At 44.6% G+C, this 26,083-nt stretch carries 21 protein-coding genes; 7 read left to right on the top strand and 14 right to left on the bottom strand.

The genetic code is table 11. The features are described 5' to 3' along the window. Positions 1–162: 162 nt before the first annotated feature. Positions 163–2,112, bottom strand: a complete 1,950-nt coding sequence (locus L1077_RS22750) for an AsmA family protein (RefSeq protein ID WP_237139149.1) — start codon at positions 2,110–2,112, stop codon at positions 163–165. A gap of 442 nt (positions 2,113–2,554) precedes the next feature. On the opposite strand from L1077_RS22750, the gene L1077_RS22745 reads away from it, so the two are divergent. Together L1077_RS22745 and L1077_RS22740 are read left to right on the top strand one after the other, a co-directional pair. Beyond that, complete coding sequence (locus L1077_RS22745) at positions 2,555–3,721, top strand: hypothetical protein (protein ID WP_237139140.1); 1,167 nt, start codon at positions 2,555–2,557, stop codon at positions 3,719–3,721. Between the two features lie 272 nt (positions 3,722–3,993). After that, positions 3,994–4,680, top strand: coding sequence for a TorF family putative porin (locus tag L1077_RS22740; RefSeq protein WP_237139139.1), 687 nt, complete (start codon positions 3,994–3,996; stop codon positions 4,678–4,680). Positions 4,681–4,728: 48 nt separating this feature from the next. On the opposite strand, the gene purT is transcribed toward L1077_RS22740, so the two are convergent. Both purT and L1077_RS22730 read right to left on the bottom strand, forming a co-directional pair. Then, complete coding sequence (gene purT, locus L1077_RS22735) at positions 4,729–5,916, bottom strand: formate-dependent phosphoribosylglycinamide formyltransferase (RefSeq protein WP_237139138.1); 1,188 nt, start codon at positions 5,914–5,916, stop codon at positions 4,729–4,731. 103 nt (positions 5,917–6,019) lie between these two features. Further along, complete coding sequence (locus L1077_RS22730; RefSeq protein WP_237139137.1) at positions 6,020–6,688, bottom strand: fumarylacetoacetate hydrolase family protein; 669 nt, start codon at positions 6,686–6,688, stop codon at positions 6,020–6,022. A 244-nt stretch (positions 6,689–6,932) separates the two neighbouring features. On the opposite strand from L1077_RS22730, the gene L1077_RS22725 reads away from it, so the two are divergent. Then, a complete protein-coding gene (locus L1077_RS22725) occupies positions 6,933–7,610 on the top strand; it encodes a nitroreductase family protein (RefSeq protein ID WP_237139136.1) in 678 nt (225 codons plus the stop codon). Positions 7,611–7,614: 4 nt separating this feature from the next. Here L1077_RS22725 and L1077_RS22720 read toward each other — a convergent pair whose 3' ends face one another. Genes L1077_RS22720 through L1077_RS22710 form a run of 3 tightly spaced genes read right to left on the bottom strand, consistent with a single transcriptional unit; the run spans position 7,615 to position 12,279 of the window. Then, the gene (locus L1077_RS22720) at positions 7,615–8,673 is read right to left on the bottom strand and encodes an efflux RND transporter periplasmic adaptor subunit (protein ID WP_237139135.1); all 1,059 of its coding nucleotides are present in this window, start codon (positions 8,671–8,673) and stop codon (positions 7,615–7,617) included. Further along, positions 8,657–11,950 (bottom strand): efflux RND transporter permease subunit, encoded by a 3,294-nt coding sequence (locus L1077_RS22715; RefSeq protein WP_237139134.1) that lies wholly within the window; start codon positions 11,948–11,950, stop codon positions 8,657–8,659. The genes L1077_RS22720 and L1077_RS22715 overlap by 17 nt, the downstream gene beginning before the upstream one ends. After that, positions 11,950–12,279, bottom strand: coding sequence for an ArsR/SmtB family transcription factor (locus L1077_RS22710; RefSeq protein WP_237139133.1), 330 nt, complete (start codon positions 12,277–12,279; stop codon positions 11,950–11,952). Before L1077_RS22710 ends, L1077_RS22715 begins: the two co-directional genes overlap by 1 nt. Before the next feature lie 83 nt (positions 12,280–12,362). On the opposite strand from L1077_RS22710, the gene L1077_RS22705 reads away from it, so the two are divergent. After that, positions 12,363–12,713, top strand: coding sequence for a rhodanese-like domain-containing protein (locus L1077_RS22705; protein WP_237139132.1), 351 nt, complete (start codon positions 12,363–12,365; stop codon positions 12,711–12,713). Here L1077_RS22705 and L1077_RS22700 read toward each other — a convergent pair. Next, the gene (locus tag L1077_RS22700; protein ID WP_237139131.1) at positions 12,706–13,197 is read right to left on the bottom strand and encodes a DUF6653 family protein; all 492 of its coding nucleotides are present in this window, start codon (positions 13,195–13,197) and stop codon (positions 12,706–12,708) included. The genes L1077_RS22705 and L1077_RS22700 overlap by 8 nt on opposite strands. 188 nt (positions 13,198–13,385) lie before the next feature. Between L1077_RS22700 and L1077_RS22695 the strand changes: the two genes are divergently transcribed. Continuing rightward, positions 13,386–15,755, top strand: a complete 2,370-nt coding sequence (locus L1077_RS22695; RefSeq protein ID WP_237139130.1) for a S41 family peptidase — start codon at positions 13,386–13,388, stop codon at positions 15,753–15,755. 5 nt (positions 15,756–15,760) lie between these two features. Here the strand turns inward: L1077_RS22695 and L1077_RS22690 are convergent, their stop codons facing one another. The 5 genes from L1077_RS22690 to speA form a co-directional block, all read right to left on the bottom strand. Further along, a complete protein-coding gene (locus L1077_RS22690) occupies positions 15,761–16,573 on the bottom strand; it encodes a substrate-binding periplasmic protein (RefSeq protein WP_237139129.1) in 813 nt (270 codons plus the stop codon). 217 nt (positions 16,574–16,790) lie between these two features. Then, entirely contained in the window at positions 16,791–17,951 is a 1,161-nt protein-coding gene (locus L1077_RS22685; protein ID WP_237139128.1) for a mechanosensitive ion channel family protein, read from the bottom strand. After that, complete coding sequence (locus tag L1077_RS22680; RefSeq protein WP_237139127.1) at positions 17,948–18,865, bottom strand: acetyltransferase; 918 nt, start codon at positions 18,863–18,865, stop codon at positions 17,948–17,950. The genes L1077_RS22685 and L1077_RS22680 overlap by 4 nt, the downstream gene beginning before the upstream one ends. Before the next feature lie 45 nt (positions 18,866–18,910). After that, the gene (locus L1077_RS22675) at positions 18,911–19,789 is read right to left on the bottom strand and encodes an acyltransferase (protein ID WP_237139126.1); all 879 of its coding nucleotides are present in this window, start codon (positions 19,787–19,789) and stop codon (positions 18,911–18,913) included. Between the two features lie 113 nt (positions 19,790–19,902). After that, positions 19,903–21,783: a biosynthetic arginine decarboxylase gene (speA, locus tag L1077_RS22670; protein WP_237139125.1), complete on the bottom strand. Its 1,881-nt coding sequence runs from the start codon at positions 21,781–21,783 to the stop codon at positions 19,903–19,905. Positions 21,784–21,990: 207 nt separating this feature from the next. Between speA and speE the strand changes: the two genes are divergently transcribed. Continuing rightward, positions 21,991–22,851 carry a polyamine aminopropyltransferase gene (gene speE, locus L1077_RS22665; RefSeq protein ID WP_063361938.1) on the top strand — a complete coding sequence of 287 codons (861 nt, stop codon included), beginning with the start codon at positions 21,991–21,993 and terminating at the stop codon, positions 22,849–22,851. A 62-nt stretch (positions 22,852–22,913) separates the two neighbouring features. Here speE and hemE read toward each other — a convergent pair whose 3' ends face one another. Further along, the gene (gene hemE, locus L1077_RS22660; protein ID WP_063361939.1) at positions 22,914–23,981 is read right to left on the bottom strand and encodes a uroporphyrinogen decarboxylase; all 1,068 of its coding nucleotides are present in this window, start codon (positions 23,979–23,981) and stop codon (positions 22,914–22,916) included. A gap of 652 nt (positions 23,982–24,633) precedes the next feature. On the opposite strand from hemE, the gene rsd reads away from it, so the two are divergent. Further along, on the top strand, positions 24,634–25,104 hold the full coding sequence (gene rsd / locus L1077_RS22655; RefSeq protein ID WP_237139124.1) for a sigma D regulator: 471 nt from the start codon (positions 24,634–24,636) through the stop codon (positions 25,102–25,104). A 60-nt stretch (positions 25,105–25,164) separates the two neighbouring features. Here the strand turns inward: rsd and fkpA are convergent, their stop codons facing one another. Then, positions 25,165–25,920, bottom strand: coding sequence for an FKBP-type peptidyl-prolyl cis-trans isomerase (gene fkpA, locus L1077_RS22650; protein WP_063361941.1), 756 nt, complete (start codon positions 25,918–25,920; stop codon positions 25,165–25,167). Between the last annotated feature and the right edge of the window lie 163 nt (positions 25,921–26,083).

Genomic DNA, 26,083 nt, shown 5'->3' with positions numbered 1-26,083 from the left:
TTAGGGATAATAACGCCTAAAATATATGTAAAAAAAGCAATAATTAATGTATACCAATGGCGGGTTTACATTATGTGCTAGAGGTGCATTGGGGAAAATAACGCCGAAGTGAAATAGCAGCGATGCATATTATTGGCGTTGAATAATATGCATCGCCTAGGCTTAACCGCCAAATAAGCCTTTGAATTTGTCTTTAAGTTTATCTTTAATTGTATCTTTGGCTTTGTCTTTAGCCGCACTGCTTAAGTCTAAATTCGTTTCCACTTTGTGGAATGGGCCTTTGATCCGTACAGGGACTTTAAAGCCTGTACTTTTATCACGGCTACTTTGCCCTTCAATGGTATCGACTATGCCTGTTACCAAACGATAATCGACAAACGTCTTAGGCAAATCAACATCTCCAGAGCCAGTCACGCGAATAAGTGGGCTTGCCAGCAATAAATCGGTATTCGTTCCAACACCTTTATTAAACTTAAAGCTCCCCGTGAGTGCTGAAAAGTCGGTTTTCTGCTGAGGATCAAAATCTGCATTAATGCCTTCAGACAGCCCAGAGAAATTGCCTTTGAGCATTTCTTGGCCTTTTCTTACCATCTCAGCCAAATTGGCTCCTTTTACGCCTCCATCCTTAAACTCAAATGCCAATTGTCCACCTAGCTGCGAAACAAATTGCTTTTGGCTCACCCCTTGAGTAGTTAACTGCCAATTAATACTGCCTTTGCCCAGTACCTTATCAAAGTCGATGGCATCAGTGAGTAATGGCTCGGCATTAATGCCATTGAGCGCAAAATTTGTCTTGATCTGGTATGGTTTTTTAGCTCCATTGATTTCTATTTTCCCTTTACCGGCTCCCTCATAAGCATTAAAACTATCCAATGACACTATGGCTTTGCCGCCATTTAACTTCACTGATAACTGGTTTTTGCCTAAAGTAACTTTGCGCGCTTTTAATCCCGTTGAGCGCACCACGATATCCGCATCTAATGTATTTAAAGCGGACAAGTCAATTTCAGTATCATCCCATACGATTGGCTGCGCAGGCGTGTCTTCTTTTGACTCTGACGTTTGCTCAGGCGCTGCAGCAGGCTCTGGTAAATACGGGTTTAAGTCAAGCATCCCCAAATCGACATCTGCAGTGACCGATAACCTCTGGGCTAAGTTCACTTGTGCACGACCCTTTATGGCCAACTCATCTAGCGCAGCAGTGAACTGCTTGAGACTAAACACATTGTCCGCAAATGACATGTCTCCTGTGACTTCAAACTGGTTAAAGGCATTGTCTTTGGCATTCAAGTCGACCTTTTGCCATGCAGCTAACGATTTCACTGAACTGCCCGACAGCGAAAGCGCGCCTTCAAACAGCTGACCTTGCTTGAGTACGCTGCCATTAAAATCGATATTTACCAACTCATTGCGAAGCTTTTTAGTAAATTTGAAGTCTTCACTTTGAATTGCCTTAGCTGGCGTATCTGCACTTAATTCAAGGTCAAAGCGCTGACCTTGAAAAGTAACTTGGCCTTGCACTGAAAGTGATTGATATAATGAAGGAAGGGCTACACTCAATGATAAATCATTCAGTTCTTCTTTAGTTCCACCTTGGTTATCAACATAAGTGAGTGAGCCGCCATAAATTGCCACTTCCCCTAAAGCAATATCAAATCCATCAGGTAAGGTGACAGGACCTGAGCTTGTTTCATTCGTTGATGTACTTGCTGATGTCGATGTTGCGCCAAATAACTGCCAATTTGGCTTGCCTGTTGAGTCCACTTCCAACAAAATTTTGGGGTTTTGAATGACAAAACGCTCCAGCTTAAAATCACCAGATAGCAAAGATCCCCATGGAATATGTACAGCTAACTGCTCCATTTCCAGCATATGTGGTGCACTGCCCGTTGGCATGTTATCAAAGGCCACTTGGTTAAGCTTAATGTTCAACTCTGGCAAAATGGATAATTCACTATCACCTGCAATCGTCAACTTTCGGCCTGTGGTCTTCTCCACTTGAGTCGTGATCTGTGACACAATCGTTTCCGTTGGGATCAACATGGGTGCCACAACTATCAACACCACAATAAATATCAGTAACCCTACTACACCTTTTAATATCGCCTTCATCATCCATCCTTCCAGAGAAATAATTATCTATGCATTATGATAGCGAGGCTGATAAAAAACCACAAAGCAGCACTGAGGCTAAATGCTATCTTGCATAAATATAAATCAATTTAACGTTTTATAGAATCATTTTACAGATTACCATAAAATCCTAAACCTATGTTTTTATAGCTTAAAAAGTACATTTAACGATCAATCACCGATAATTACATGCTCACCTAAGGGCGGCAAGAGGCAGAAAATACCAAATCGCAGAATTCCCTATTTTTCGCAAAATATGCGCAATAAAAAAATCAGCTTAAATCAAAGAATAAAAAAGACGCAAAAACCACATTGCAACTGTGCTAGAACTCGGTATGATCCTCGCCCTTGCCAGTTTAACGATACGTTCGCTAAACTGAATAGTCTAGATTTCAACCTAACCTTGGAGTACTCACGCAGCATGAAAAAGTTGCTCATTTCACCGTCAAATATGGCTTTGGGCGAACAAGAAAGTCAGATTTACCAAAACATCTTAAAGCAATCTACTGAGATCAGCCTGAACCTGATGGCAGTTAAAGTAGAAAATCACCCGGAGGACTTCCTGGGTTGGTGTTATGAGTTACTCGATGTGGCTAAAAACCGAATCAATTTTGACCTGCTGGATGACCACCAGCTACCCACTGTTAAAAAACTCCAAGACATGCTGATCTCAGCTATCAGCTTTTTACAGGTCAAAACCCTGAGAATTGCACCTTGGCCTGTGGTCGGTGAGTTCATCGCTCAGCGCAGTGACGTATTAGTACTAGATGAGCAGTTAAAACTATTGGATTACATTGCCACACTACGCGATAGCAGACTACAAGATATGATTGTAGAGGACCGTCTAGCTTTTGCCGGCAAACATACAGCAAAGCATGATACCAGTGTTTATCAGTTTGATGTCGAGTGGTTTGCGTCGACAAAAAGTGCCAAAGGGTTCCACCAACAGCTGGCTGACCTACCGGGTGCTTTCGATGATGCCTTAGCGCATATTCCACTTGAAGGCCCAGTCACGTTAGAGCACTACCAAGGCTTTACCATCGCATTTCTCAGCGCTTTCAACGGCAGCGATGAAAAGCCAACGCTTGCACCAGCTACGCGCTTACTTGCTATGCGCCGTCCTGATGTATTTACGCCTATCAGTAACAATCGCCTTGATGCCCTTTGCCAAGCGTTGGGGATCACACGCTTAAACAACCGTGACTTTGAGCGGTACTGGCAAGATATAGTGCAAACAATCGCTAAAATGCCTTGGTTTGCAATGGCCAGTGGCAGCAATGAACTTGAAACCAAATTGGCTGATATCAAGGCGCTTCTACCTGTACTGTTTTATTATGCCGACGAAGACATGGCGACCTCGTCGAACTATTACAAGCTACTGCATAAGCCAAAACGCACAGCTAGCGGCTCTGGTACTAAATCTGTGCGCCGAAGCAAAGAATCAGCTGAAACGCTGGTTGATAGAGCACTCAGTGATGAATCTATGCCTGAACATATTCGTGCCAAACGCGATTCAATCATCGCGGAAGTCGAAAAAGGCCGAAGCGTTGATGAAACCATTCAATTAATGCGTACCATATTTGGCTAATCACCTAGCTCACAGCCTGCATACTATCAGTGCAGGCTGAAACAATCCGCACCATAGATGTGCACCCTGATAAAATACACCTCTTCACACATTTAGTCTGACAAAAACTTATTACATTTTATTTCAATCACCTAAACTAAATTCTAGCCAATGCGCCTAAAGTGGCGTGCAGTTTGCGATTGCTGATATACCTCTGCGGCTTGGTCTATCGCTGACCACCCCAGAGCCACTCGTTTAAAATTCGATTTACTCTGTGCCATATAGGAACCACTATGACAAATAAAGCAACTCTCTTATTGTGTACGTGTGCAGCGCTCTTTTCTACTCAGGCTATTTCAGCCAGCGAACACTCGGTCTCCGCCAATGCAGCTGCCAGTTCAAATTACTTTTGGCGTGGCATTACTCAATCTGATGATGGCGCAGCCGTATCAGGGGGGATTGACTATAGCCATGACTCTGGCTTTTATATCGGTACTTGGGCCTCCAATGTCGACTTTGGTGACACATCCAGTACCAGCTATGAATTAGACTTCTACTTAGGGTTTAGTGGCGAGGTAAAGGCGCTGAGCTATGACGTTGGCTATATTCACTACGCTTATCCTGATGCAGCTGGCGATATCGATTTTGGTGAAGTCTATGGTGCACTCGGTTGGCGTAACGTCAGTTTAAAAGTGAGTTATATGACACATGCGCAATCTGATAGCAGCACAGAAGAAGATATGCTCTATGTTGAACTGAGTGCTGCTTTCCCTGTCTTCACAGACGCCGAGCTGGGCTTGCATATTGGTAATTCCAGTGGTGATACTGTCATGGAATGGACAGGAGAAGATGACAGCTATATGGATTATGGCGTCAGCCTGAGTAAAGATGCCTATACTTTTGGCTTAGTAAAGACCGACCTTGATGCCGATGACGACCTCAAAGTCTATGTGAGCTACGCCATCGATTTTGATTTATAGGTTTAATTTGCTGCAAACCTTGGGGCCGTAAGGCCCTATTTCAGGCAATTAAACGGTATATTCAACTGCACCGCTGACACGCTTTGCTTTTTCTATCGCTTTATACACACTATTATCTCGTGCCAATGCAACGCCCATGCGCCTGATACCTTGAACCTGTGGTTTACCAAACAAGCGGATATCGGTATTGGCTTCTGCCAATGCTTGCCCTAAATTGCCAAATTGCACTTGATCAGACTCACCTTCAACAAGAATAACACTGGATGCAGAAGGGCCATGAAAGTGAATCGCAGGAATTGGCAAACCAAGCACAGCACGCGCATGCAACGCAAACTCACTCAAATCTTGGGAAATCAAGGTCACCATGCCAGTGTCATGCGGACGTGGAGATACCTCACTAAAATAAACCTCGTCCCCTTTGATAAATAGCTCAACGCCAAACAAACCGCGACCACCGAGTGCCTCAGTAATTTTGCTAGCAATATCTTTGCTGCGTGCCAATGCAAGTTCGCTCATTGCCTGTGGCTGCCAGCTTTGCTGATAATCTCCACCGGCTTGTACATGCCCAATTGGGGCACAAAAGCTAGTACCCTGACTGTGGCGTATGGTCAGTAAAGTGATTTCATAATCAAAATCGACAAAGCCCTCTACAATAACACGCCCTTGCCCCGCTCTTCCGCCTTGCTGTGCATATTCCCACGCAGACTCAATATCCTCATGCGTTTTTACCACACTTTGCCCTTTACCCGACGAGCTCATGATCGGCTTCACTACACAGGGCATGCCAATGTGTTCTATGGCCGCACGAAAGTCGTCGATACTATCAACAAATTGATAAGGTGAAGTGGCTAACTTTAATTCTTCAGCTGCTAATCGGCGGATCCCCTCTCTATTCATGGTGAGCTGTGTTGCTTTTGCCGTTGGTACAACCGTAAAGCCTTCAGCCTCTAACGCAACCAATGTATCTGTGGCGATCGCCTCAATTTCTGGCACGATGTAATCAGGCTGCTCTGCACGAATAATTTCTGCCAGTCGTTCACCATCCAACATAGAGAGCGTATAGCTTCTGTCTGCAACCTGCATGGCTGGCGCGTTGTCATAGCGGTCTAACACAATGACTTCTGCCCCTAATCGCTTAAATTCAATCACAGTTTCCTTGCCCAGCTCTCCGCCACCACAAAACAATACTTTGCATGCTGTTGGGCTAAAAGGGGTGCCTAATAGCTTAGTTTTCATAATTTTTCCTGATATACGTAAATTCACCCCTGTAGCCTAAGCCCAGTGAGCACAGTGAGTCCAGTCAAATTATCTAAGTAGGTTCAGTCCAACTAATTAAAAACTATTGCAGTATTGCTTGAACCTGAGATTTTAGTTGCTCAAAGTCGCCAAGTTGTAGTGCGAGTGAGTCTCCCACATTCAGTTTACCCACCCCCTGTGGTGTGCCTGTCATCACAATATCGCCCGGCTGCAAGGTAAAGTATCGGGTTACCTCTTGGAGTAGGTGGTCTAGTTTAAAAATCATCTTATCGGTTTCACCATATTGCCTAAGCTGACCGTTTTGCCAGAACCTAAACTCTAAAGGCTGTGTCAGTTCTAACTCTTTCGCAGGTATAAATGCAGATAGACAAGCGCTGCCATCAAATGCTTTTGCGCGCTCCCAAGGATGTCCTTGTGCTTTAAGCTGAGACTGTAGATGACGTAAAGTCAGGTCGAGACCAAGACCAATACCACAAATATGTGATAACGGCTCTAGTGTGTCAGCGGTTATCGTCTCGCCAACTAACAACACTAACTCCGCCTCATAATGGTGCTCACCAAGCTGTTCATTAATCGTGAATGCTGGGGAAAAATCACAGAACGCACTGGCAGGTTTGATAAACAATAAAGGAGACTCGGGTATGGGATTATTTAACTCTTGCGCATGAGCCACATAGTTGCGGCCAATACAGACTGCTTTACCGGCTGGAAACGATATCGCCTCTCCTGATACCCATTTATGCTGATACATTACTTTCTCCATTACTATCCTGTGATTCTCCTAGAATTGTATCTAACTTCAAGACAAACATTGAGCAGATTATCCTTATACTCAATATACATAGATATTATTTTGCGCATCTCACTGCACGCGACAGTAAACTTATTTTGCCACTGTTATGGAAACTTTATGTTAATAAAAACGCACGATAAGTTGAAACCTTTATAATCACAAGTTATAAAAACCACACAGCAAGTAACTAGGAATCACATCCATGAAAGCCCATGACAATATCCCACTCACCGACTTTATAGAATATTCGCCGCAAGAGATGCAACAACGCGCCGATGATAACTTCTCGCTCATGCAACGTAGACATACCATTCGTAGCTTCAGTGACCGCCCAGTACCCAAGGAAGTTATCGAAACCTGTATCAAAACCGCAGGACTGGCGCCAAGTGGTGCAAACCACCAGCCATGGCACTTTGTGGCGATCCACAGCAGTGATGTGAAAAAGCAAATTAGAGACGCTGCCGAGCAACTTGAGCGCTCCTTTTATGAAGGCCGTGCAGGTGACGAATGGCTGGATGCATTAAAGCCTTTGGGTACAGATGCGCAAAAGCCGTATTTGGAGCATGCGCCTTGGCTCATTGCTATTTTTACCCAAAAGAAAGGCGGGATCCATGCAGAGGATAAAAATACCAACTATTACGTACATGAGTCCGTCGGTATCGCGACTGGATTTTTGATCCAATCACTACACAACGCAGGATTGGCAACATTGACTCATACTCCGAAGCCAATGAGCTTTTTAACAGAGATCTGCCAACGAGATAAAGACAATGAGCGGCCATACATGCTGCTGATAGCAGGCTATCCAGCTGAGGATGCCACGGTACCAGAGCATGCATTAGTTAAAAAGCCATTGGATGAGATTGCGTCATTTATTTAACTGATTAAGAGGGTGTACTGGCTATCGCCAGTACTTCCCCTGCTGCCAGCCCAGAGACCACCACCACATCCTCTCCCAATGATTGGCCTAAGCGGACCAGTCTGCGCTGTTTTATTCCCTGCTCAACAACATACACCATGGTTAACTGCCCTGTGCGCTTTACATATTGCTGTGGGATCACCACCCTTTTGATCGGCGTGGACGGTAAACTAATCTGTGCATACATACCCGGCTTACTGCCTTTTGGTGGCACAATATCTAGCTTTATTTCAAATTGTCGGGCTAAGCTATCAGCTACAGGTACAATTTCACTGATTGTGCCCATAACGGATGTACTCAACGCCTTCAATTCCACCTGCAATGCATCACCCACTTTGAGCTGCCCCGCTAAGCTAGAGCGCACAGCCCCCCTGACTTGCAAACTCGCAGGATTAAAAATCTCAACAATCGGCACACCTGGGCTAAGCATGCTACCCGGTTCTTGCAGTCGTTCCACCACCACACCAGATAATGGCGCATGCAAGCGCGTATAACTTAGTGCCGCTTGTGCGCCACTTAACTGCTCAGTCAGTGCAGCGCGACGCGCCTTAAGCTCTTCAACTTTACTCTGCCATTCATCCATTTGATTGTTGGCAACGAGCCCTTTACTCAACAAAGCTTCGCTGCGAGACAGCTGTTTTTGTGCCTGAGATAATTGCGCTTCATTGGCCCGACTTTGCGCGCGAATTTCCTCCATAGAAGCACGTAGTTGGGTATCTTCTAAAGTCGCCAGTAATTGACCCTTTTTCACCAGTTGACCTGCTCGCACCTCGAGCGTGTGTAATTGTGCCAACACACGACTAGATACGTGCGTATTCTCTTTAGCAACCAAACTGGCGCTGACAAAGTCTTCAGGAATCACCTTTGCCGTGGTAACAAGGTATTGCTCGCCACTGTATACAGCAGGCTTAGTGCGAAATTGCGGCTCAACTTGTGGATTAAATAGCCCGGAAAAAGCACCTAATAAAACCCCTAAAGCAATGAATGCGCCCATCGCTCCCCAATGTCTAGTTGTTAAGCGCATTGTCCATTTCCTCATATTGTGTGTCTTTAAACACCAAAAAATACACCACAGGCACCACAAACAATGACAATACTGTGGATGCCAAAGTGCCAAAAATAATCGCCAGTGCAAGACCGCTAAATACAGGGTCTAAAATAATCACTAAATTACCTAACATGGTTGTTCCAGCTGCGAGCAATACTGGCCGCATGCGCACTTCTCCAGCTTGATACAGTGCCTCTTTTATTGTCACCCCACGGGCACGTTGCTGATTAACAAACTCGACTAGAATAAGGCTATTTCGCACCACAATACCTGCCAGCGCTATCATGCCAATCATGGCAGTGGCGGTGAATAGCACAGGCTCAGGTGCGCCAGCTATGGTGCGCTCACCAAACTGATTTAATAACCAAAACCCCGGCATGATCCCTATCATGGTCAACGGAATAGCCGACATAATGATGCCAGCCAGTGCACTCGATGCTGTTTGCCAGCGTAAAATGATGAAAATCGCCGTCAGCGCAAAGGCAAAGCCAATCCCCATATCGCGAAATACATCCACAGTAATACGCCACTCTCCTTCACCAGAGAAACGGTATTCTGTCCCTGCTGGCAACTGCCAACCAAGCCCAGCGCCACTGGATAAAAATGTTCGTGACTGCCAAGGCCACTGAATGTGCTGTGTTGTTTTACCCTCATCACTGACAATATCTGCAATGACCGCTGCCGGTGTTCTTCCATTAAGCTCAGCCGTCACATAAATCACCTCTTTGAGATCTTTGCGATAGATAGGCTGCTCCACTAAACTTTGCTGCCACTGTCCAAGCTCCCCCAAAGGCACCAGAGGTGAAGTGGCACTTTCAAGTGCGTTCCCCGCCGTCATTTTTGCCAATGTATGCGTACCTCTTAACTGCAGTGCATTGATCACAGGCCATTGATTGCGCTCTGCAAAGGGCAACTGTAATTCAATATCAAGCGGGGTGACTTCATGGGGCATTTGCAACACACCTGCAACGAAACCACCACTGGCAATCTGCAATGTCTGGTTCACATCCTGAGTGACAATACCTGATAAGGCGGCTTTGCGTTTATCCAAAATGAAGCGTTGGCGCATCGCTTGAGGGGCCAAAGACATATCGACCTCAGTCACATGTGCTTCTTGCTCAAGTCGTGCTTTGAGCACATGGGCGGCTGCCACATGCGTGGCTTTATCTGTAAATAAGTCACTGGCATACACTTCAGCGACTAATGTCGACATCACAGGGGGCCCGGGTGGTACCTCAACCACTTTGATGCGAATGCCATTTTTTATCAGTGGCGCCAATGCGTCACGCATTCTCAGCACCACAGCATGAGACTGATGAACGCGGTGCTGCTTATCAACTAATAAGACTCTTAATTCTGAAAAGTGACTGCTAAGGCGTTGATAATACCCGCGCACCATGCCATTAAAATCAACACTGGATGGCCGACCAACATAGGCAGCCATTGCTGTCACTTCCTGTAACTGCCAAACAACCTCTTGTACTCGCTGCGTCATTGCTGCCGTGGCCTCTAAACTCGTACCTCGTGGCATATCAATGAGCACTTGCACTTCATTTTTGTTATCAAATGGTAGGAGTTTGAGTGGCACCGCCCGCAGCAATGGCAAGCTTACACTGACAATAAATAAGCCAAGTACAGACCAAAGCAGCCATTTTGCTCTGATTGGGTTAGCAAGCAACGAACTCAGCCACCCTCTATACCATTGATTATGTTGCGCAGTCTCCGTGATTGTCGTGCTGCTCAGTAGTTTACTGCCCAACCAAGGCGTGACAAACAAAGCAACTAAGGTTGATACAATCACCGCCACTGGAATGTTAAACGCCATGGGTGCCATATAAGGGCCCATCATGCCAGTAATAAATGCCAATGGAATGAATGCCACGATGATGGTCAATGTGGATGTTAATAGCGGTACTTTTACTTCAAGCATCGCATCCACAATGGTATTGGCACGTTTTGATGGGCTCAACCTATCTGTGTGGCGACGTAAAAAACGCGTCATATTGTCGACCCCTGTAATGGGGTCGTCAACCAATAACCCCAAGGCAAGGATCAATGCAAACAAGGTTACCCGGTTAATGGTGTAACCAAATAGATAGCCCAAACTGAGTGTGATCCCATAACACACAGGAATAGCCAAGCCAATGATCAGTGCCTGCCGCCAACCTAAAAAGAGGCCAATAAAAACCACCACAGTCACAATCGCAAAAGCCAGACTCGCAGTGAGATTGTTTACCTTCTCATCCGCTGTTAGCCCATAATTTCGCAATACCTGATATCGTACACCGGCTGGCAATAATTCAGACTCCAGCTTATCCATCATGGCCAGGCTTTGCTCAGCGACCTGAACGGCATTGCTGCCGCGCTGCTTAGCAACGCTCAAGGTCACCATAGGTAAATTGCGTCGCTGATCATCCAGTGTGATCCACTGATAGTGATGTGGCTCACTGGGTCCATCATGCAAGGTGGCAATATCCGAGAGATAAATCTGTTTGCCATTAACGACATTCACAACCAATTGGTTTAATTGTTCGGTCGTACGCAGCACATCTCCAGCTTGCAACTGCCAGTGCTTATCGCCAACAACAAAGTCCCCCACCGTATCTAGTTGGTTGGCATATTCAATTGCCTTTAATACATCAAGTGGCGTGGTGTGATACGCAGCCAGTGCACTGGCGTTGAGTGCGACCTGTATTTGCCGTGTACGGCCCGATAGCACCGACACTTCGCTGGTGTCATTAATGGTCTGCAATTGTGCCGAGACTTCTTGCGCAATGCGCGTTAACTCAAAGTCGCTATAGCGTTCAGGGTCTTCACTGTATAAACCCAACATCAGTATCGCCACATCATCCACTTCAACCGGTTTTATTTGCCAGTGCTTTACCACGCTCGGCATCGTATCTTCATTGGCATATAACTTGGTATAAGTGTTGAGGATAGCACGCTCACGGTCCTGACCAACCTCAAAGCGCAGAGTGACAGCAACACTACCAGATGCACTGGTCGAATAGACATGCTCGACACCCGGGATTTGCCTGAGTATTTTTTCAAGGGGTTCGGTCACCAAACGCGCCACTTCAGAGGCCGCAATATTTGGCACCTCAACATGGATATCCAAAATTGGCACCACAATTTGCGGCTCTTCTTCACGTGCAGTCTGATGCAGCGCCAGTATCCCGAATAGGATACTGATCAGTAAGATAAAGAGAGGAATGCGACTATGCAGTAGCTGTCTCATAACGCGTGTAAACATTAACTGTCGTCCTCGTCGATAGCTGGCTGACAAAATAGTTGATACAACTGGGCCAAAATCGCCGTGACCTTATCATCAATGATCCGATAGTAAATTGTCTGTCCATCACGACGCGTTGCCACCACATTGGCTTTACGAAGCCCAGCCAGATGCTGCGATAGTGCAGACTGTGCCAGTGGTACCTGCGCATTTAACTCACTGACACTCATTTCTTGCTGTAGCAAACTACATAAAATCATTAAACGGTTTTTATTTGCCATCAGTTTAAGTAGCGCCTCTGCGTGCTCTGCACTTTGCGCCATATCTTGTGCTTTCAATATTATGTCCATGTCACCTGTCTTTGACGGCATTATAGACAAGTATATTAGAAAGATCTAATATTAGTAAATCCTAATGTAATGAGTTCACAATTATGCTCAAATCTGTGCAAGCACTACTCACCACCCTCAAAGACCAACAAAGGTGTATTGATGGTATGCAAGCAAAACAAGAAATACAGTCCGATCACGGTTTATTGATTGATGTGCGGGAAGTGTCGGAGCACCAAGCCGGCGCCCCCATGGGTGCAGTCAATATCCCAAGAGGTTTACTCGAGTTTAAACTGCCTACATTAGAGCCGGATCAAAATCGCGCCATCTATCTGCATTGTGCGGCGGGTAGTCGCGCTTTATTTGCCGCCGAGCAACTTAAACGTATAGGTTATCAGCGGGTGACTGTCGTAACGTGTCGCGCAGACGAGTTGTGTAGGATGTTTGCTAATTAATGACCTCATCACGACCATGCACCTCATGATAGAGCCACACCATGCGATCGAGAAACCATGTTTTTGCGAGGATGAGGCCAGCTGTACCGGTGCACGTACTGATCGGCTCATGAAAAAACAGCCCCGCGACAGACATCGCGGTAAATACACATAATAACGCTGAAATCACATCGAGTGTTTTGAAGTGGTGCAAGGGTACTTGCGCACGCTGGTAAATTAAAATGCGCTCTCCAAGCACACTTTGTGACGCCCAGCTGTCTGTATGGGCAGGCTTTTTAAAGCATCTAGGGTTTATCCAAATCCACACACTCAGTGCAACTAATATTGGCCAAAACCATACTCCAAATAGCTCACGCCACCAAATACACGCAATCAACATCGGTAAACAGCTATAGCGCGTCCAAACACTCCAAGGATTTGTGTGTCTTTGCCACACGTCCTCACTCATAGAAAAGTACTTCGCTGCCAAATTTTCAAACCGCATCTATTTATCCTTAAACACACCATGTTCAACAGACTAACCGCAAACATAGCGGCGAACTGTTTAAAAATGTAGCATCGATTACACATTTACTGACGTTTTTAGTCAACTAGCTTACAGCACATCCACTTACTGACTTGTAGACTCGATGTCACTTTATTTAGACACCAACATACAAAGGATTGCTGATTATGACACTGGCTTTGAAATACACTTCCTGTTTAATGGCCACTTGTTTAATGCTCACTGGTTGTCAGGATAATCAAGATCATCGCACTGATTTACAGCGCTCAGCGGGGAATTGGCAAAAGACAGGCTACGGACAGGTCCTTCATATCACCATGAATCGCATACTCAGCTATCAATACAATAGCTATGGCTGCATTCAAGTGTCAGCACAACCACATCATGAAGCAAACGCTGCGTTGTCATCCATTGACATACTCGACTCAAATCGATTGCGAATACAACGTCAAGGGGATGTGTACCCAAGTCAGTATACACACAATGATGCATTGCCAAGTCAGTGTGCCACACCCATAAAAATATCTAAGAGCGCCTCGCCTCATGCTGTCTTTGACTACTTCTGGCATACTTTTAACGACTACTATGCGTTTTTCGCAGTCAAAGACCTTGATTGGCAGGCACAGTATCAGCAATACCGTGCCCAAGTGACTGAGACAATGACTGATGAAGCACTTTTTACACTGCTTTCAGACATGGTTGCCCCCCTGCAAGATATGCATGTCACCATCTCCTCAGCACAACAGGAGTATTTTTCTCACAAGCCAACGCCTATTCTAAGCGCCATACAGCAAGATGCGGCCTTACAGCGCTTGCAAGGCAAGCCCGGTGACGTAAATGCACTCTTCGAAGATTATCAAATTCAATCACAGCAAGTGAGTAAACAATACCTCTTAACAGAAAGCATCAAGATACACCCACAAAAGAGTGACAATGCCACTGCACTTTGGGGTAAGACAGCAAGTAATGTTGGGGTGCTGGTTCTAAACAACCTAGACAGCTACGCCACACACGATGATGCAGATGAAGTTCAAAACCTAAAGGCCGCGCGTACTGTAATGGACAATGTTATGGCCGACCTCCAAGATACTGACGCTATCATCATTGATATCCGCCATAACACCGGCGGGGATGATGCCATCGCTTTGGCCGTTGCCAATTACTTTTCTGACCAAGATGTGTTGGCATTTAACAAGCGAGCCATCAACACCGCAGGGCGCGGTATTCCTGTGCGTCAACAGTTGAAAGCCAAGCAAACGGCTTACACACGACCTGTATACCTACTCACTAGCCAGTTAACCGTCAGTGCCGCAGAGGTATTCACTATGGCCATGGATCAACTCCCCCATGTAGCCTTAGTCGGTGAGGAAACCGCAGGGTCACTGTCTGATGCCCTGCGTTTTACCCTACCAAACGGCTGGCAAATAAGTTTATCCAATGAAGTATATCGCAATGCCCAAGGCGACATGTTTGAACACACAGGCTTAACACCAGATCACCTTGTCCCTGCATTCAGTAAATATGACCTCAAAATGCGCAGATTTGAAACCTACGACTTTGTGCTGAATAAGCTCGATAAAACGCCTTTCCCCACAATGGATATCGACGACTTTGAGCGTCAAGTCACGGCGCTTCAAACACAAGGTAACATCCCAAGTATCGCCATTGCGGTTCTAGCAAAAGGTAAACCCATATATAGCCAAGGGTTTTCAATAGAGCCCGAACGTACCGTCAATACCAACAGTCCGTTTGATGTCACGGGTTTAGACAGCGTGTTAATTGGGGATGCGATGCACAATGCGAGCATTGACGGCATGTTACAGCTCGGCCAGCCTTTGGCGCATATATTGCCTTTTGAGCTCGACAGCCCCATTGAGCATATCACAGCAGCACAGTTATTAACGGGCAAAAGCGGTATTGTTGATGATCAATCCCTCTTGCCCTGTATCAACGAGCCCGCGCACCCCCTCTGCCCTGACATGTTTACTAGCCCAGACGCTTTGCTAGAAGCATATTTACATAAAGAAGGGGCACTTTATCACGAAGGCAACTTTTCGAGTCATTATGGGATTGATGCAGGCAATACTGAGATTTTCTCTCGCTTAGGTATCACACTTGCCGGCTCGCTTTTTTCACAAACACATCAAGCCCCCTTGTCTCAGTTAACCCAGCGCTATGTTTTTGAACCACTCAATATGCACAGTACACACTGGTCTGACGCATCAGGTCAAACGCATCACAGACTCATATCTACCGCCAATGATATCAGCAACTTATTGAGCAAACAGTCGTCTGAGATATCCAGCGAGCATGTACCCCACCCTCATTATTTTTGGCATCATGATAATCACAAGTTTTACCATCTTAGCCATGGCACAGGCCCAACTTCGCTGCTCTTTACTGATAGATTTAATCAAGTTGGCTATGTTTTACTGACAGATACTTACGCAAAAACAGACGAGGTTAAAGCCGTGTACAATCAACTGGAAACCTTGCTATTCAGACTTACTCTTCAACTGCCAAAACAGCAGCACTAACATAGTTAGTGCTGCGTAAATGAGGCCAAAGGTTCAATAAGCTGGGTAGGAATTTTAGGTAAATGATAAGGCGCGACTAATTTGTCCAGCGTCTTATTTTTTGCCATGGTGTGCATTTGCTGAGAGATATGGCCACCCAATCCCGAATTGGCAAACGATTCACTCATCGCCATATAGCCATAAATTGGCTGTGTATGGCGATACTGCATTTTCTTTAATTTGTGCATCGGCTGGTCAAGCACATCCATCGCAATATCAGCCGTGTCTTCAACCGCAATCACCAAATCAACGCGCCCCTTCAAGACAAGGTCTACCGCAACACGCTCAGACGGCACTGCGACTTTATTTAAACTATTGTCTTTATCAAACTGTGGGAAAAAAGCGCCACCGCGCATCACAGCAATACGCTTACCTTGCAAGTCTTCATAGCGGTTGACTTCAATATCGCTATTTTGTTGACCATAAAAGACAAACGATGAAGACAACACCATATAAGGGGGTTCGACAAAAGACATGATTTTTTCACGTTCAGGGGTTCGAATTAAGCCGCCCATAACATCCACTTTGCCTTTGCTGAGCAAACGCACACAACGTGAAAAAGGACAGGGTACGGCTTTGATTTTATATTTTTTTCCGCTGGTTAATTCAGCATATTTGAGGATGTCTAAGATAAGACCTTGCGGATGGTTATTCTCGTTTAAGCGACTATAAGGCGGAGCATGATCAACAGCAACATGGACAATTTGGTCAACCGCAAGGCTATACGCACTAAATGTCAAAGCGAACATACTCTGTATTAGCACGTTTATTAACTTCATTCGATCACCTACCTAATAACACGCATTTTGACATCAAGACACTCAGCGTACTCGCCACTACCTTTACCTGCTTTCCCTCTTTATAACATATCTGATTGTCACAAAAATACCACAATAAAATCGTGACTGTGTCATCACCTTAACATACTAAGTGTACTCAGCTCAGTGATTTTTATACGCGTTGTGCATATTGCTTTAGCTAACCGTGATAATGCGATTACAGCACTTGGTATGGTCGCAGCTCAAACTCATTGAGTAACAACAACATTTGGTCGAGAATATTCGCCTGAATATGCTCATAGTTCACCCAGCTTTTGTCTTTACTGAAGCAGTAAAATTCCACTGGAATACCGTGGTATGATGGTGATAGCTCACGCACCATGCAGGTACACTCTGTATTTATCTCGGGCCTTTGCTTTAACAAATACTCAGCATACATTCTAAATGCAGTGAGGTTGCTGCACATCTCGGGTAGCTTGATCGCATTCAGTGCAGGGAACTTCGCTTTTAACTCGCCGATTTGTGCTTCCGTCAGCAAACAGACACTATTCATATCAATGGGGATATTACGTTTGATGCGTCTGCCAGCAGATTCTTGCATCGCGCGCCAGTTTTTAAAAGAATCTGATATCAAAGCGTATGTTGGAATGGTCGTCACCGTATTATCCCAATTGCGCACTCGGACCGTGTTCAGCCCTAAATCAATGACTTCTCCATCGGCACCAAATGTATCTACTTGGATCCAATCACCTGTGGCAACCAGCTTATTAGCCGCAATTTGAATACTGGCAACCAAACCCAAAATGGTGTCTTTGAAAACCAATAAAGTAACCGCTGCAATGGCGCCAAAACCTGAGAGTATATATGTCGGCGACTTATCGACAATGGTGCTCACTACTAACACAGTCGTGACAATAAACACCATTAGCTTTACCAACTGAACGATGCCCTTGATAGGCACGTCTTTAGCAAACTTTTGTTGTTGATAAATAGTATGAGCAATGTTTAATAATGAACTCACCAAGAAGCCAAACGCCACTATCAAAATCACTTGGGCCAGCAATTGCAGCTGACTCATGACCCACGCCGGTGCAACAAACATGTACTTGTTGATCATCACAAACAAAATACTGCTGATCAGCAGTGCGACACGGCCACTGAGTTTACTTAACTGAGGGGCAAGATATGCAATCTTAGCTCGTAAGAATTGAGACAACATGTTTTTGACTTTGGGCACGAGCGCAAGCTTTATCAAAGCAAAAATAACCACTAACCCGATCAGTGACACACTGTTTGTCAGCGACGCCAAGATAAATGGGTGCATGCTCTGACCGCCAACAAAAGGCGAAATCACATCTTGCAAATGGGCCATACTCATAATGAGTTTACCTCTGAAGGCAAGTTATCTGCTTCCCCTTCAGGGCGCTGCTCTAGTCTTGCTATCTGTGCAGATTTTTGCTGCCAAAGTGTATTCATATAAGCCTGAAATTGTACTCGATATGCTTTATCACCTTGATAATCTCCTAAAGGCAATTCACTCATAGGAATATAGTCAACTTGCAAAGAAACCGCATCAAGACGCCCAAATACAAAAGCGCGACAAATATGCAAATCCTCGCTGTGATACACCAAAGCGGTATTTAATAAGCCATCAACCTGCTCGCTTAATACATCCAGTGCAAATGCAGTTCCCCCCGCTTTTGGTTTAAGAAGGTTATCAAAAGGACTGGCTTGGCGACGATGTTTTTGCACTGTAAAACGCGTCCCTTCAGCAAAGTTAATCACCGTCGTTGGGTGATGCTTAAAATTTTTGCAGCTTTGCTTTGTTCGCTCGACATCCATACGCTTTAGCTTCGGATTTTTAGCAATTTGCGCTTTACTGGCACGCTTCATAAACGGCATATCCAAAGCCCATGCCCCAGTGCCAATCAATGGCACATATTTCAATTCATCTTTAAGAAAAAACTTCGGGGCAGGCAGCTGGGATTGGGCACTCAGTACAACAATGTCCAACCAACTAATGTGGTTTGATACCAGTAAATACCAACCATTTACTGAGATAGCTTGCGGCATTTTGACATGCATAGACACACCGCCAAGCTTTAGACCAATACGATTACCCACACACCATTTATGATAAGCCCAGTGTAAGAGCACCGAGAGTAAGCGAACGCGTAGGCACCATTTTACGATACCCAAACCCAGTATGATCAAGCCCCAAAATGCAGTGTTGAGTAACAAAAATAAAGCACCAGTCGCACCGTGAAACCACTTCGGTAATATACTCTTCATAGTTTGTTCCTTTACTAGCTTATTATTCTGAGTTGTACTAAACGACTATTCGCCTGGAGTTGCTAACTGTTCAATGCATTTGTCTTTTTCAGACCAAAGGCGGTTGAGCTCACCCTGAAACTGAACACGAAACTCATTATCTCCCGTGTAGTCACCCACTAACTTGTCACTTACTGGCATTAATTCAACTTCAACGTTAATTTGCCCGGCTTTACCTGCTACGAAATCCATAAATGTCGGTACACCATTGGGGTAATGAATGGTCACATTCACCACTTGATTTATTTGCTCTCCCATCGCCTGCATCACAAACGCAATACCACCCGCTTTAGGTTTAAGTAAATGTTTAAATGGGCTGTTTTGTCTTTGATGCTTTTCATCTGTAAAGCGCGTGCCTTCAACAAAATTCACAATGCTCACTGGCATCGTTTTGAATTTTTCACAGGCTTTGCGTGTCGTCTCGATGTCTTTGCCTTTTAATTTAGGATTTTTCCTAATTTGGCTTTTACTCGTGCGGGTCATAAATGGAAAATCTAATGCCCACCAAGCTAGCCCCAAAAAAGGTACATATAGTAACTCTTTTTTCAAAAAGAAGTTTAGAAATGGAATTTTGCGATGCAGCACCCGCTGTAGCACTAAAATATCTACCCAGCTTTGATGGTTCGCAATCACCAAGTACCAATCTTTTCTGTTGATCTCATCAGCACCATTTATTTGCAGCTCATACGGAGAGATACAGCGCTGATTTACGTTATTACCAGCCACCCACATACTTGCACATGATTTAGCAAGTTTGCTTAATAAGCGCTGCAACGGAGGAATGGGGATCAGTTTGAGCACACCGCATATAAATATCGGCACAAACCAAATTAATGTATTTAGGACGTATAAAATCAGCCCCACAATTTGACGGACTAGCGACATGCAAAGTTCCTTTACTACTTTTATTTTACTCGACTATACCTCATCACAATTTAGAATTGTGATGAGGGCATCATACGCAATTTCAAGGGAATAAAAAATCTGAGCAGTTAGAGTTAATCTACAAAATAGGTATAACCAGTTAACCCCATCTTTAATTCCTTTAAGAAGGTTTCTTTTGTTTTTGGCGCCACGGCCACTGCATTGACCTGACGAGTGAAGTTATCGATAAGTTGTTGCTTATCGTAATGCACAAAACGTAACACGTCTTCCACACAGTCGCCTTTGAGCGCATTTGTCAGCTGATAGCCTGTCTCATTTAATTCGACATGCACTGAGTCTGTATCACCAAATAAATTGTGTAAATCACCCAAAATCTCTTGATACGCGCCAACCATAAACATCGCTAAATGATACTGCTCAGATGGGTGGTATTGCGGCATAGGTAAGCTAGACTCAATCCCAGCGCCTTCTACATACTCACGAATTTGCCCATCAGAATCACATGTAATGTCTTGAATAATCGACCTTTGCGTCAACGGCTGGTCTAGATTTGAAATCGGCACCACAGGGAACAACTGCTGAATACCCCATACATCCGGCAAGGACTGAAACAATGAGAAATTAACAAACAGCTTATCTGCCAGCTTTTCGTTTAAATCATCCAAGACTTCACGATGTGCCCTTGACTGCGCACTTAAACTGTCGCGCACTTGTCTCAGTATCGTAAAATACAGACGTTCAATTTTCGACCACTGCGCCATAGAAATGAGACCATGAACATATTGATCATGTGCATCACCAAATAAGTGGATTGCATCATGATACGTTTCCAGCGCAAGCCTTGGCGTAAGGCGAGATAACGCCTGTCGCAACTCTTGTATTAAATTGTGTTCATCACCACTGATCTTCTCAGGCACATCTTCATTCGGCGCGGTTTCAATATCTATCACATCGGTGATCAACACGGCATGATGCGCTGTTAAGGCACGACCAGATTCCGTAATAATATCAGGATGTGGTAAATCATGTTGTTCAGCAACCTCAGCAAAGGCATTAACCACATTGCGCGCATACTCGCCTACCGTGTAATTCATAGAGCAAGCACTGCGAGAACCCGAACCTTCATAGTCCACGCCTAAGCCACCGCCTACATCTACGGTTTTTAGTGGCACACCCAACTGTGATAACTCCGCATAGTGCCTCGCACACTCTCTCAGTGCGCGTTGGATATCGCGAATATTCGCGATTTGTGAGCCAATATGGAAGTGGACTAACTGCATCAAATGCAGCTTGTTATGACGACGCAAAGTGTCAACGGCATTAAGTACTTGACCTGCTGTGAGACCAAATTTGCCCTTTTCCCCTCCGGTATTTTGCCATTTACCTTTACCGATCGAGTTAAGACGGATGCGAATACCAATAGCTGGCTCAATTTGCATATCATCCACTTCTTTGATTAATGCATCGAGCTCAGACAGTTTTTCTACCACAATTTGTACTTTATGGCCCATCGCTTGACCAATCAGCGCCAAACGTAAAAACTCTCTGTCCTTATAGCCATTGCAAACAATCGTGATTGGCGACGTGGCCAAACCTAAAATAGCCATCAACTCAGGCTTAGAGCCGGCTTCTAGACCAACCAAGCCGCTTGGGTGACTCAACAGTTTGCTCACCACCGAGCGTTGCTGATTCACTTTAATAGGGTAAACACAGGTATACTCACCTTGATACTCTCTTTGCGCTTTTGCCTGTGCAAACGCACCTGTTAACGTATCAACACGATTCTGAAGAATATCAGTGAACCTCACCAATACCGGTAAGGTCAATCCTTGCTCTTTAAATCGCTCAGTGAGATCTGATAATACGATTGGCGCTTTACTATGGTCACCATCAGGGTAAGCAATCAGCTCACCACTGTCATTGATATCAAAGTAGCCATCACTCCAATGCTGTACATTGTATGTGTTGCGTGCGGTATCGACTCCCCACTCCATTATTTACCCTACTAAAAAATTCTCATACTGTGCTCATTTTAATACGCCTTATCGTGATTAGCGACCGTTAAATACGCCTTGAGATACACAGACTGTGACCTACTGATGACAAACAGACAAACTGCGTGCTATCGACTAAAATAGATTGAGCAAATTCCTCGGCGCTGGTAAATTTGCGCCAAATTTAAATTCAATGTGAAAGCAAACATGTCTAATTTAGAAGCAAACCGCTGGTTTACAGAGATAAGTGACCGAGATGGAAGCGCTTTTTCTCTGCGTATCAATAAAAAGCTGGATGAGGTTCAGTCGCCGTTTCAAAAAGTTGAAATGTACGAGACAACCGACTTTGGCAATCTGATGATCATTGATGGCTGTACTATGGTCAGTACACGTGAGAACTTTTTCTATCATGAAATGATGAGCCATCCAGCGCTTTTTGCACACCCTGCACCAAAAAACGTGGTAATTATCGGCGGTGGTGACTGCGGTACATTGCGTGAAGTGCTTAAGCACCCAGATGTTGAATCAGTCACGCAAATCGACATTGACGAAGTAGTGACACAAATGTCACTTAAATACTTCCCAGAGCTTTGCGCATCCAATGACGACCCACGTGCAACCGTGATGTTTGATGATGGCATCAAATACATGCGTGAAGCAGCGGCAAACTCTATCGACGTGATCATCGTTGACGGTACTGATCCAGTTGGTCCTGGTGAAGGCCTATTCAACCATGCGTTTTACACCAGTTGTTTAGCAGCACTGAGTGATGGCGGGATTTTAATCCAGCAAAGTGAGTCGCCGCTGATGCACATGCCGCTGTTAAAAGAGATGCGCCAAGCAATGAAAGATGTTGGCTTTGCGGATTTACAAACTTTACCGTTCCCACAGCCAATTTACCCAAGCGGTTTATGGTCTGCCACTTTGGCGCGTAAAGGTGAGCAGTTTAATGGCTTCAGAGAGCAAGATGTGGATGCTGCCGAGTTTGATACTGAGTATTACAACACAGGTATTCACAAAGGAGCACTCGCAACGCCAAACTTTATGCGCCGCGCATTTGACAAATAAAGCGCGCCACATAAAAACAAAAAACCCAAGCAAAGCTTGGGTTTTTTTGTTTTTATCCAGTATTACTTTTGATGATACTGGCGGCTAAACTCGTGGACAGAGTTGATGAATATACCCGCATTTTCAGGGTCTACATCTGGCGTGATCCCATGCCCTAAGTTGAATACATGGCCGCTGCCTTCACCAAAACCAGCTAAGATAGACTGCACTTCTTCACGAATACGCTCAGGCGTGCCATGGAGCATCGCAGGATCCATATTGCCTTGTAGCGCAACCTTATCACCAACGCGTCGTTTCGCATCCGCAATATCAATGGTCCAATCTAAACCAATCGCGTCACACCCTGTCGCAGCAATAGACTCAATCCACTGACCACCATTTTTAGTAAATAACGTCACTGGCACTTTGCGTCCATCGTTTTCACGAATAAGTCCATCAACAATTTTATGCATATATTGCAACGAAAACTCTTTGTAATCACGTGGGCTGAGTACGCCGCCCCAAGAGTCAAAGATCATCAGCGACTGAGCACCCGCTTTCACTTGCGCATTTAAATAGTCAATCACTGAATCCGCTACTTTATCGAGCAACAAGTGCAGCGTCTGTGGCTCTGCAAAAGCCATCTTTTTAATCTTGCCAAAAGTTTTGCTACTGCCGCCTTCAATCATGTAGGTCGCCAAAGTCCACGGTGAACCTGAAAAACCAATTAACGGCACTTCACCTTTTAACTCTCGACGAATTGTGCTCACTGCATTCATGACATAGCCCAGCTCATCAGTTGGATCTAATTTAGGCAGTTTTTGCACATCAGCCAGAGAAGAAATTGGACGCTCAAATTTAGGGCCTTCACCCGTTTCAAAGTATAAACCTAGGCCCATCGCATCTGGGATAGTTAAAATATCACTAAATAGAATCGCAGCATCCAGTGGATAACGACGTAACGGCTGCAATGTCACTTCACATGCAAGCTCCGCATTTTTGCACAAACTCATAAAGTCGCCAGCTTGCGCTCGCGTCGCTCTGTATTCAGGTAGATATCGCCCCGCTTGGCGCATCATCCATACAGGTGTCACATCAACCGGCTGCTTCTGCAACGCGCGTAAATAACGATCATTTTTCAACTCGCTCATAGCGTGATTCAATTCCAGTGCTGTAAAAATTGTTCGAATTGTATCACTTTATCCCTACTCGCCCTAGCTGTTCAAACGTTTAAATCACTTCTCTATGATCCAGATTAATGAGCTGTACTGCCAGGTATGCCTAATATGATGAATCGCAATGCTAAACCCAACGCTTGGCAACCGCGTTTCATAAACTTGAGATATTAAATTCACAAAAAAGTAGCGCAGAACATTTGCACCACAAAAAAAACCTTGCTATAAAAATGCTGCGCAAAACAACAATAACAAAACACCTTCTAACAAGAATAAACTCAAATCGCTAAACTGATTTCAACCACCTTCGGGTGGTTTTTTGTTTTTAATACACACTACCCGTATACAAGCTAACTGAATACGGAATAAAAATGATTAACACCAAGAGTAAAAAACCCAGCTAGGGTACAAATCAAAGAAAATATGTGCTTTTTGCAAAAAGTGGTTGATCTTTTCATCAGTTTTCATTTTTATAGGAGGCAAGATTAAGTATTCAGTATTACCAAATTGCTGTCTGTTTTTGGGTCCAAACCATCCTATTTTGATGTACCCATGAAAATAATACCCGTTACATATACACAATTTGGTCAGTGCAGGGCCTAAATAACGACCCGCTAAGGAGATAACTATGCTTTCACGGTTAGAACAAGCCCAACAAAAATGGGGAGGGAGTCATAGTGTTATCGATAACTGGCTCATGGAACGTCAAGAGCTACTGTTGCTGTATTATAAAGTCGCTGGATTATCGCCTTTTGAAAGCAGTGACAAAGCTTTGCCAGAGCAAGTGCAAATCCAATCATTTTGCCAGATCCTAATGGATTACTTGTCGGCAGGCCACTTTGAGGTGTATGACAATATTGTCGCTGCATGCAAAGAAAAAGGACCGGAAAGCTTAAAACTGGCACAGTCAATTTATCCAAAAATTACTGCGTCTACAGACTTGGCTTTGGATTTTAACGACAAATATGCTGAGGCGAGCAGTGAAAACCCACTGGCGGATTTTGATAAAGATTTATCTACGCTGGGCGAAGCATTAGAACAACGCTTCGGATTGGAAGATGAGTTAATCGATAACCTCTTCGCAAATCATACTGACTAAAATAATAGACATTAAAAAGGGCTACTTCACAGTGGCCCTTTTTTATTCGCGCTGTGCAAATTATGCTGCAGGCTTTTCTTGGTCTTCTTGGATCTCAAGTAGTTCAACTTCAAATACAAGCGTAGAGTTCGCTGGGATCTTACCTAGGTTACGCTCACCGTAGCCAAGCTCTGCAGGAATAGTGAACTTATACTTTGAACCAACTGGCATTAATTGTAGACCTTCAGTCCAACCCGCAATTACTTGGTTAAGTGGGAAAGTCGCAGGTTGGTTACGAGAGTATGAGCTATCAAACTCAGAACCGTCTAGTAGAGTACCTTTGTAGTGTACTTTAACTACGTCAGTCGCAACTGGCTTCTTACCTTCACCTGTTGAAATAACTTCGTACTGAAGACCAGACTCAGTGACTGTTACGCCGTCTTTCTTCGCGTTTTCAGCTAAGTACTTTGCGCCTTTTTCTTTGTTTTCTTTTGCGTCTGCTTCCGCTTTAGCAGTTTGTTTTTCACGTACAGACGTATCTAGTGCCGTTAGCACTTCACGAATCTTTTCGTCATCTAGCTTAGAGTTACCAGCAAGTGCATCTTTAAAGCCTCTCATCAGAAGCTCTTGATCAAGCTCAATGCCTAGGCCTTGCTTGTCAGCTAGATCTTTCTGTAGGAAGTTACCAACTGATGCACCGATACCGTATGCTTGCTGTTGTACTTCAGTTTCTAGTTTTACTTCTTCTACTTTTGCAGTTTCTTGTGCTTTTTGATTACACGCAGTTAGTGCAAGTACTGAGGCTGCAATTAAAGACAGCTTAATAGTTTGTTTCATTTTATTTTCTCCGACATCCGAGCAGCCAGCAACATCGCGTTGCCCTCTAACTTCATTGTCATGTTAAATAATTATTAATTTAAAAAGGTGATGTCACATTATCACTCATTGCCACCAAAGCCAAGATTCACACCCAGAGAACCTTGCCACGGGAAATATCTGT

Origin of the sequence: Pseudoalteromonas luteoviolacea (assembly GCF_021654285.1) — a bacterium.
In the GTDB taxonomy this organism is placed as follows: Bacteria; Pseudomonadota; Gammaproteobacteria; order Enterobacterales; family Alteromonadaceae; genus Pseudoalteromonas; species Pseudoalteromonas luteoviolacea_J.
This window is presented reverse-complemented; position numbering and strand designations above follow the sequence as displayed.

What these genes read in the sequence shown, in the direction of transcription:
- L1077_RS22750 (WP_237139149.1), bottom strand. Translation starts at nt 2,112, where the DNA reads ATGAAGGCGATATTAAAAGGTGTAGTAGGGTTACTGATATTTATTGTG.
- L1077_RS22745 (WP_237139140.1), top strand. Translation starts at nt 2,555, where the DNA reads ATGAAAAAGTTGCTCATTTCACCGTCAAATATGGCTTTGGGCGAACAA.
- L1077_RS22740 (WP_237139139.1), top strand. Translation starts at nt 3,994, where the DNA reads ATGACAAATAAAGCAACTCTCTTATTGTGTACGTGTGCAGCGCTCTTT.
- purT (WP_237139138.1), bottom strand. Translation starts at nt 5,916, where the DNA reads ATGAAAACTAAGCTATTAGGCACCCCTTTTAGCCCAACAGCATGCAAA.
- L1077_RS22730 (WP_237139137.1), bottom strand. Translation starts at nt 6,688, where the DNA reads ATGTATCAGCATAAATGGGTATCAGGAGAGGCGATATCGTTTCCAGCC.
- L1077_RS22725 (WP_237139136.1), top strand. Translation starts at nt 6,933, where the DNA reads ATGAAAGCCCATGACAATATCCCACTCACCGACTTTATAGAATATTCG.
- L1077_RS22720 (WP_237139135.1), bottom strand. Translation starts at nt 8,673, where the DNA reads ATGCGCTTAACAACTAGACATTGGGGAGCGATGGGCGCATTCATTGCT.
- L1077_RS22715 (WP_237139134.1), bottom strand. Translation starts at nt 11,950, where the DNA reads ATGTTTACACGCGTTATGAGACAGCTACTGCATAGTCGCATTCCTCTC.
- L1077_RS22710 (WP_237139133.1), bottom strand. Translation starts at nt 12,279, where the DNA reads ATGGACATAATATTGAAAGCACAAGATATGGCGCAAAGTGCAGAGCAC.
- L1077_RS22705 (WP_237139132.1), top strand. Translation starts at nt 12,363, where the DNA reads ATGCTCAAATCTGTGCAAGCACTACTCACCACCCTCAAAGACCAACAA.
- L1077_RS22700 (WP_237139131.1), bottom strand. Translation starts at nt 13,197, where the DNA reads ATGCGGTTTGAAAATTTGGCAGCGAAGTACTTTTCTATGAGTGAGGAC.
- L1077_RS22695 (WP_237139130.1), top strand. Translation starts at nt 13,386, where the DNA reads ATGACACTGGCTTTGAAATACACTTCCTGTTTAATGGCCACTTGTTTA.
- L1077_RS22690 (WP_237139129.1), bottom strand. Translation starts at nt 16,573, where the DNA reads ATGAAGTTAATAAACGTGCTAATACAGAGTATGTTCGCTTTGACATTT.
- L1077_RS22685 (WP_237139128.1), bottom strand. Translation starts at nt 17,951, where the DNA reads ATGAGTATGGCCCATTTGCAAGATGTGATTTCGCCTTTTGTTGGCGGT.
- L1077_RS22680 (WP_237139127.1), bottom strand. Translation starts at nt 18,865, where the DNA reads ATGAAGAGTATATTACCGAAGTGGTTTCACGGTGCGACTGGTGCTTTA.
- L1077_RS22675 (WP_237139126.1), bottom strand. Translation starts at nt 19,789, where the DNA reads ATGTCGCTAGTCCGTCAAATTGTGGGGCTGATTTTATACGTCCTAAAT.
- speA (WP_237139125.1), bottom strand. Translation starts at nt 21,783, where the DNA reads ATGGAGTGGGGAGTCGATACCGCACGCAACACATACAATGTACAGCAT.
- speE (WP_063361938.1), top strand. Translation starts at nt 21,991, where the DNA reads ATGTCTAATTTAGAAGCAAACCGCTGGTTTACAGAGATAAGTGACCGA.
- hemE (WP_063361939.1), bottom strand. Translation starts at nt 23,981, where the DNA reads ATGAGCGAGTTGAAAAATGATCGTTATTTACGCGCGTTGCAGAAGCAG.
- rsd (WP_237139124.1), top strand. Translation starts at nt 24,634, where the DNA reads ATGCTTTCACGGTTAGAACAAGCCCAACAAAAATGGGGAGGGAGTCAT.
- fkpA (WP_063361941.1), bottom strand. Translation starts at nt 25,920, where the DNA reads ATGAAACAAACTATTAAGCTGTCTTTAATTGCAGCCTCAGTACTTGCA.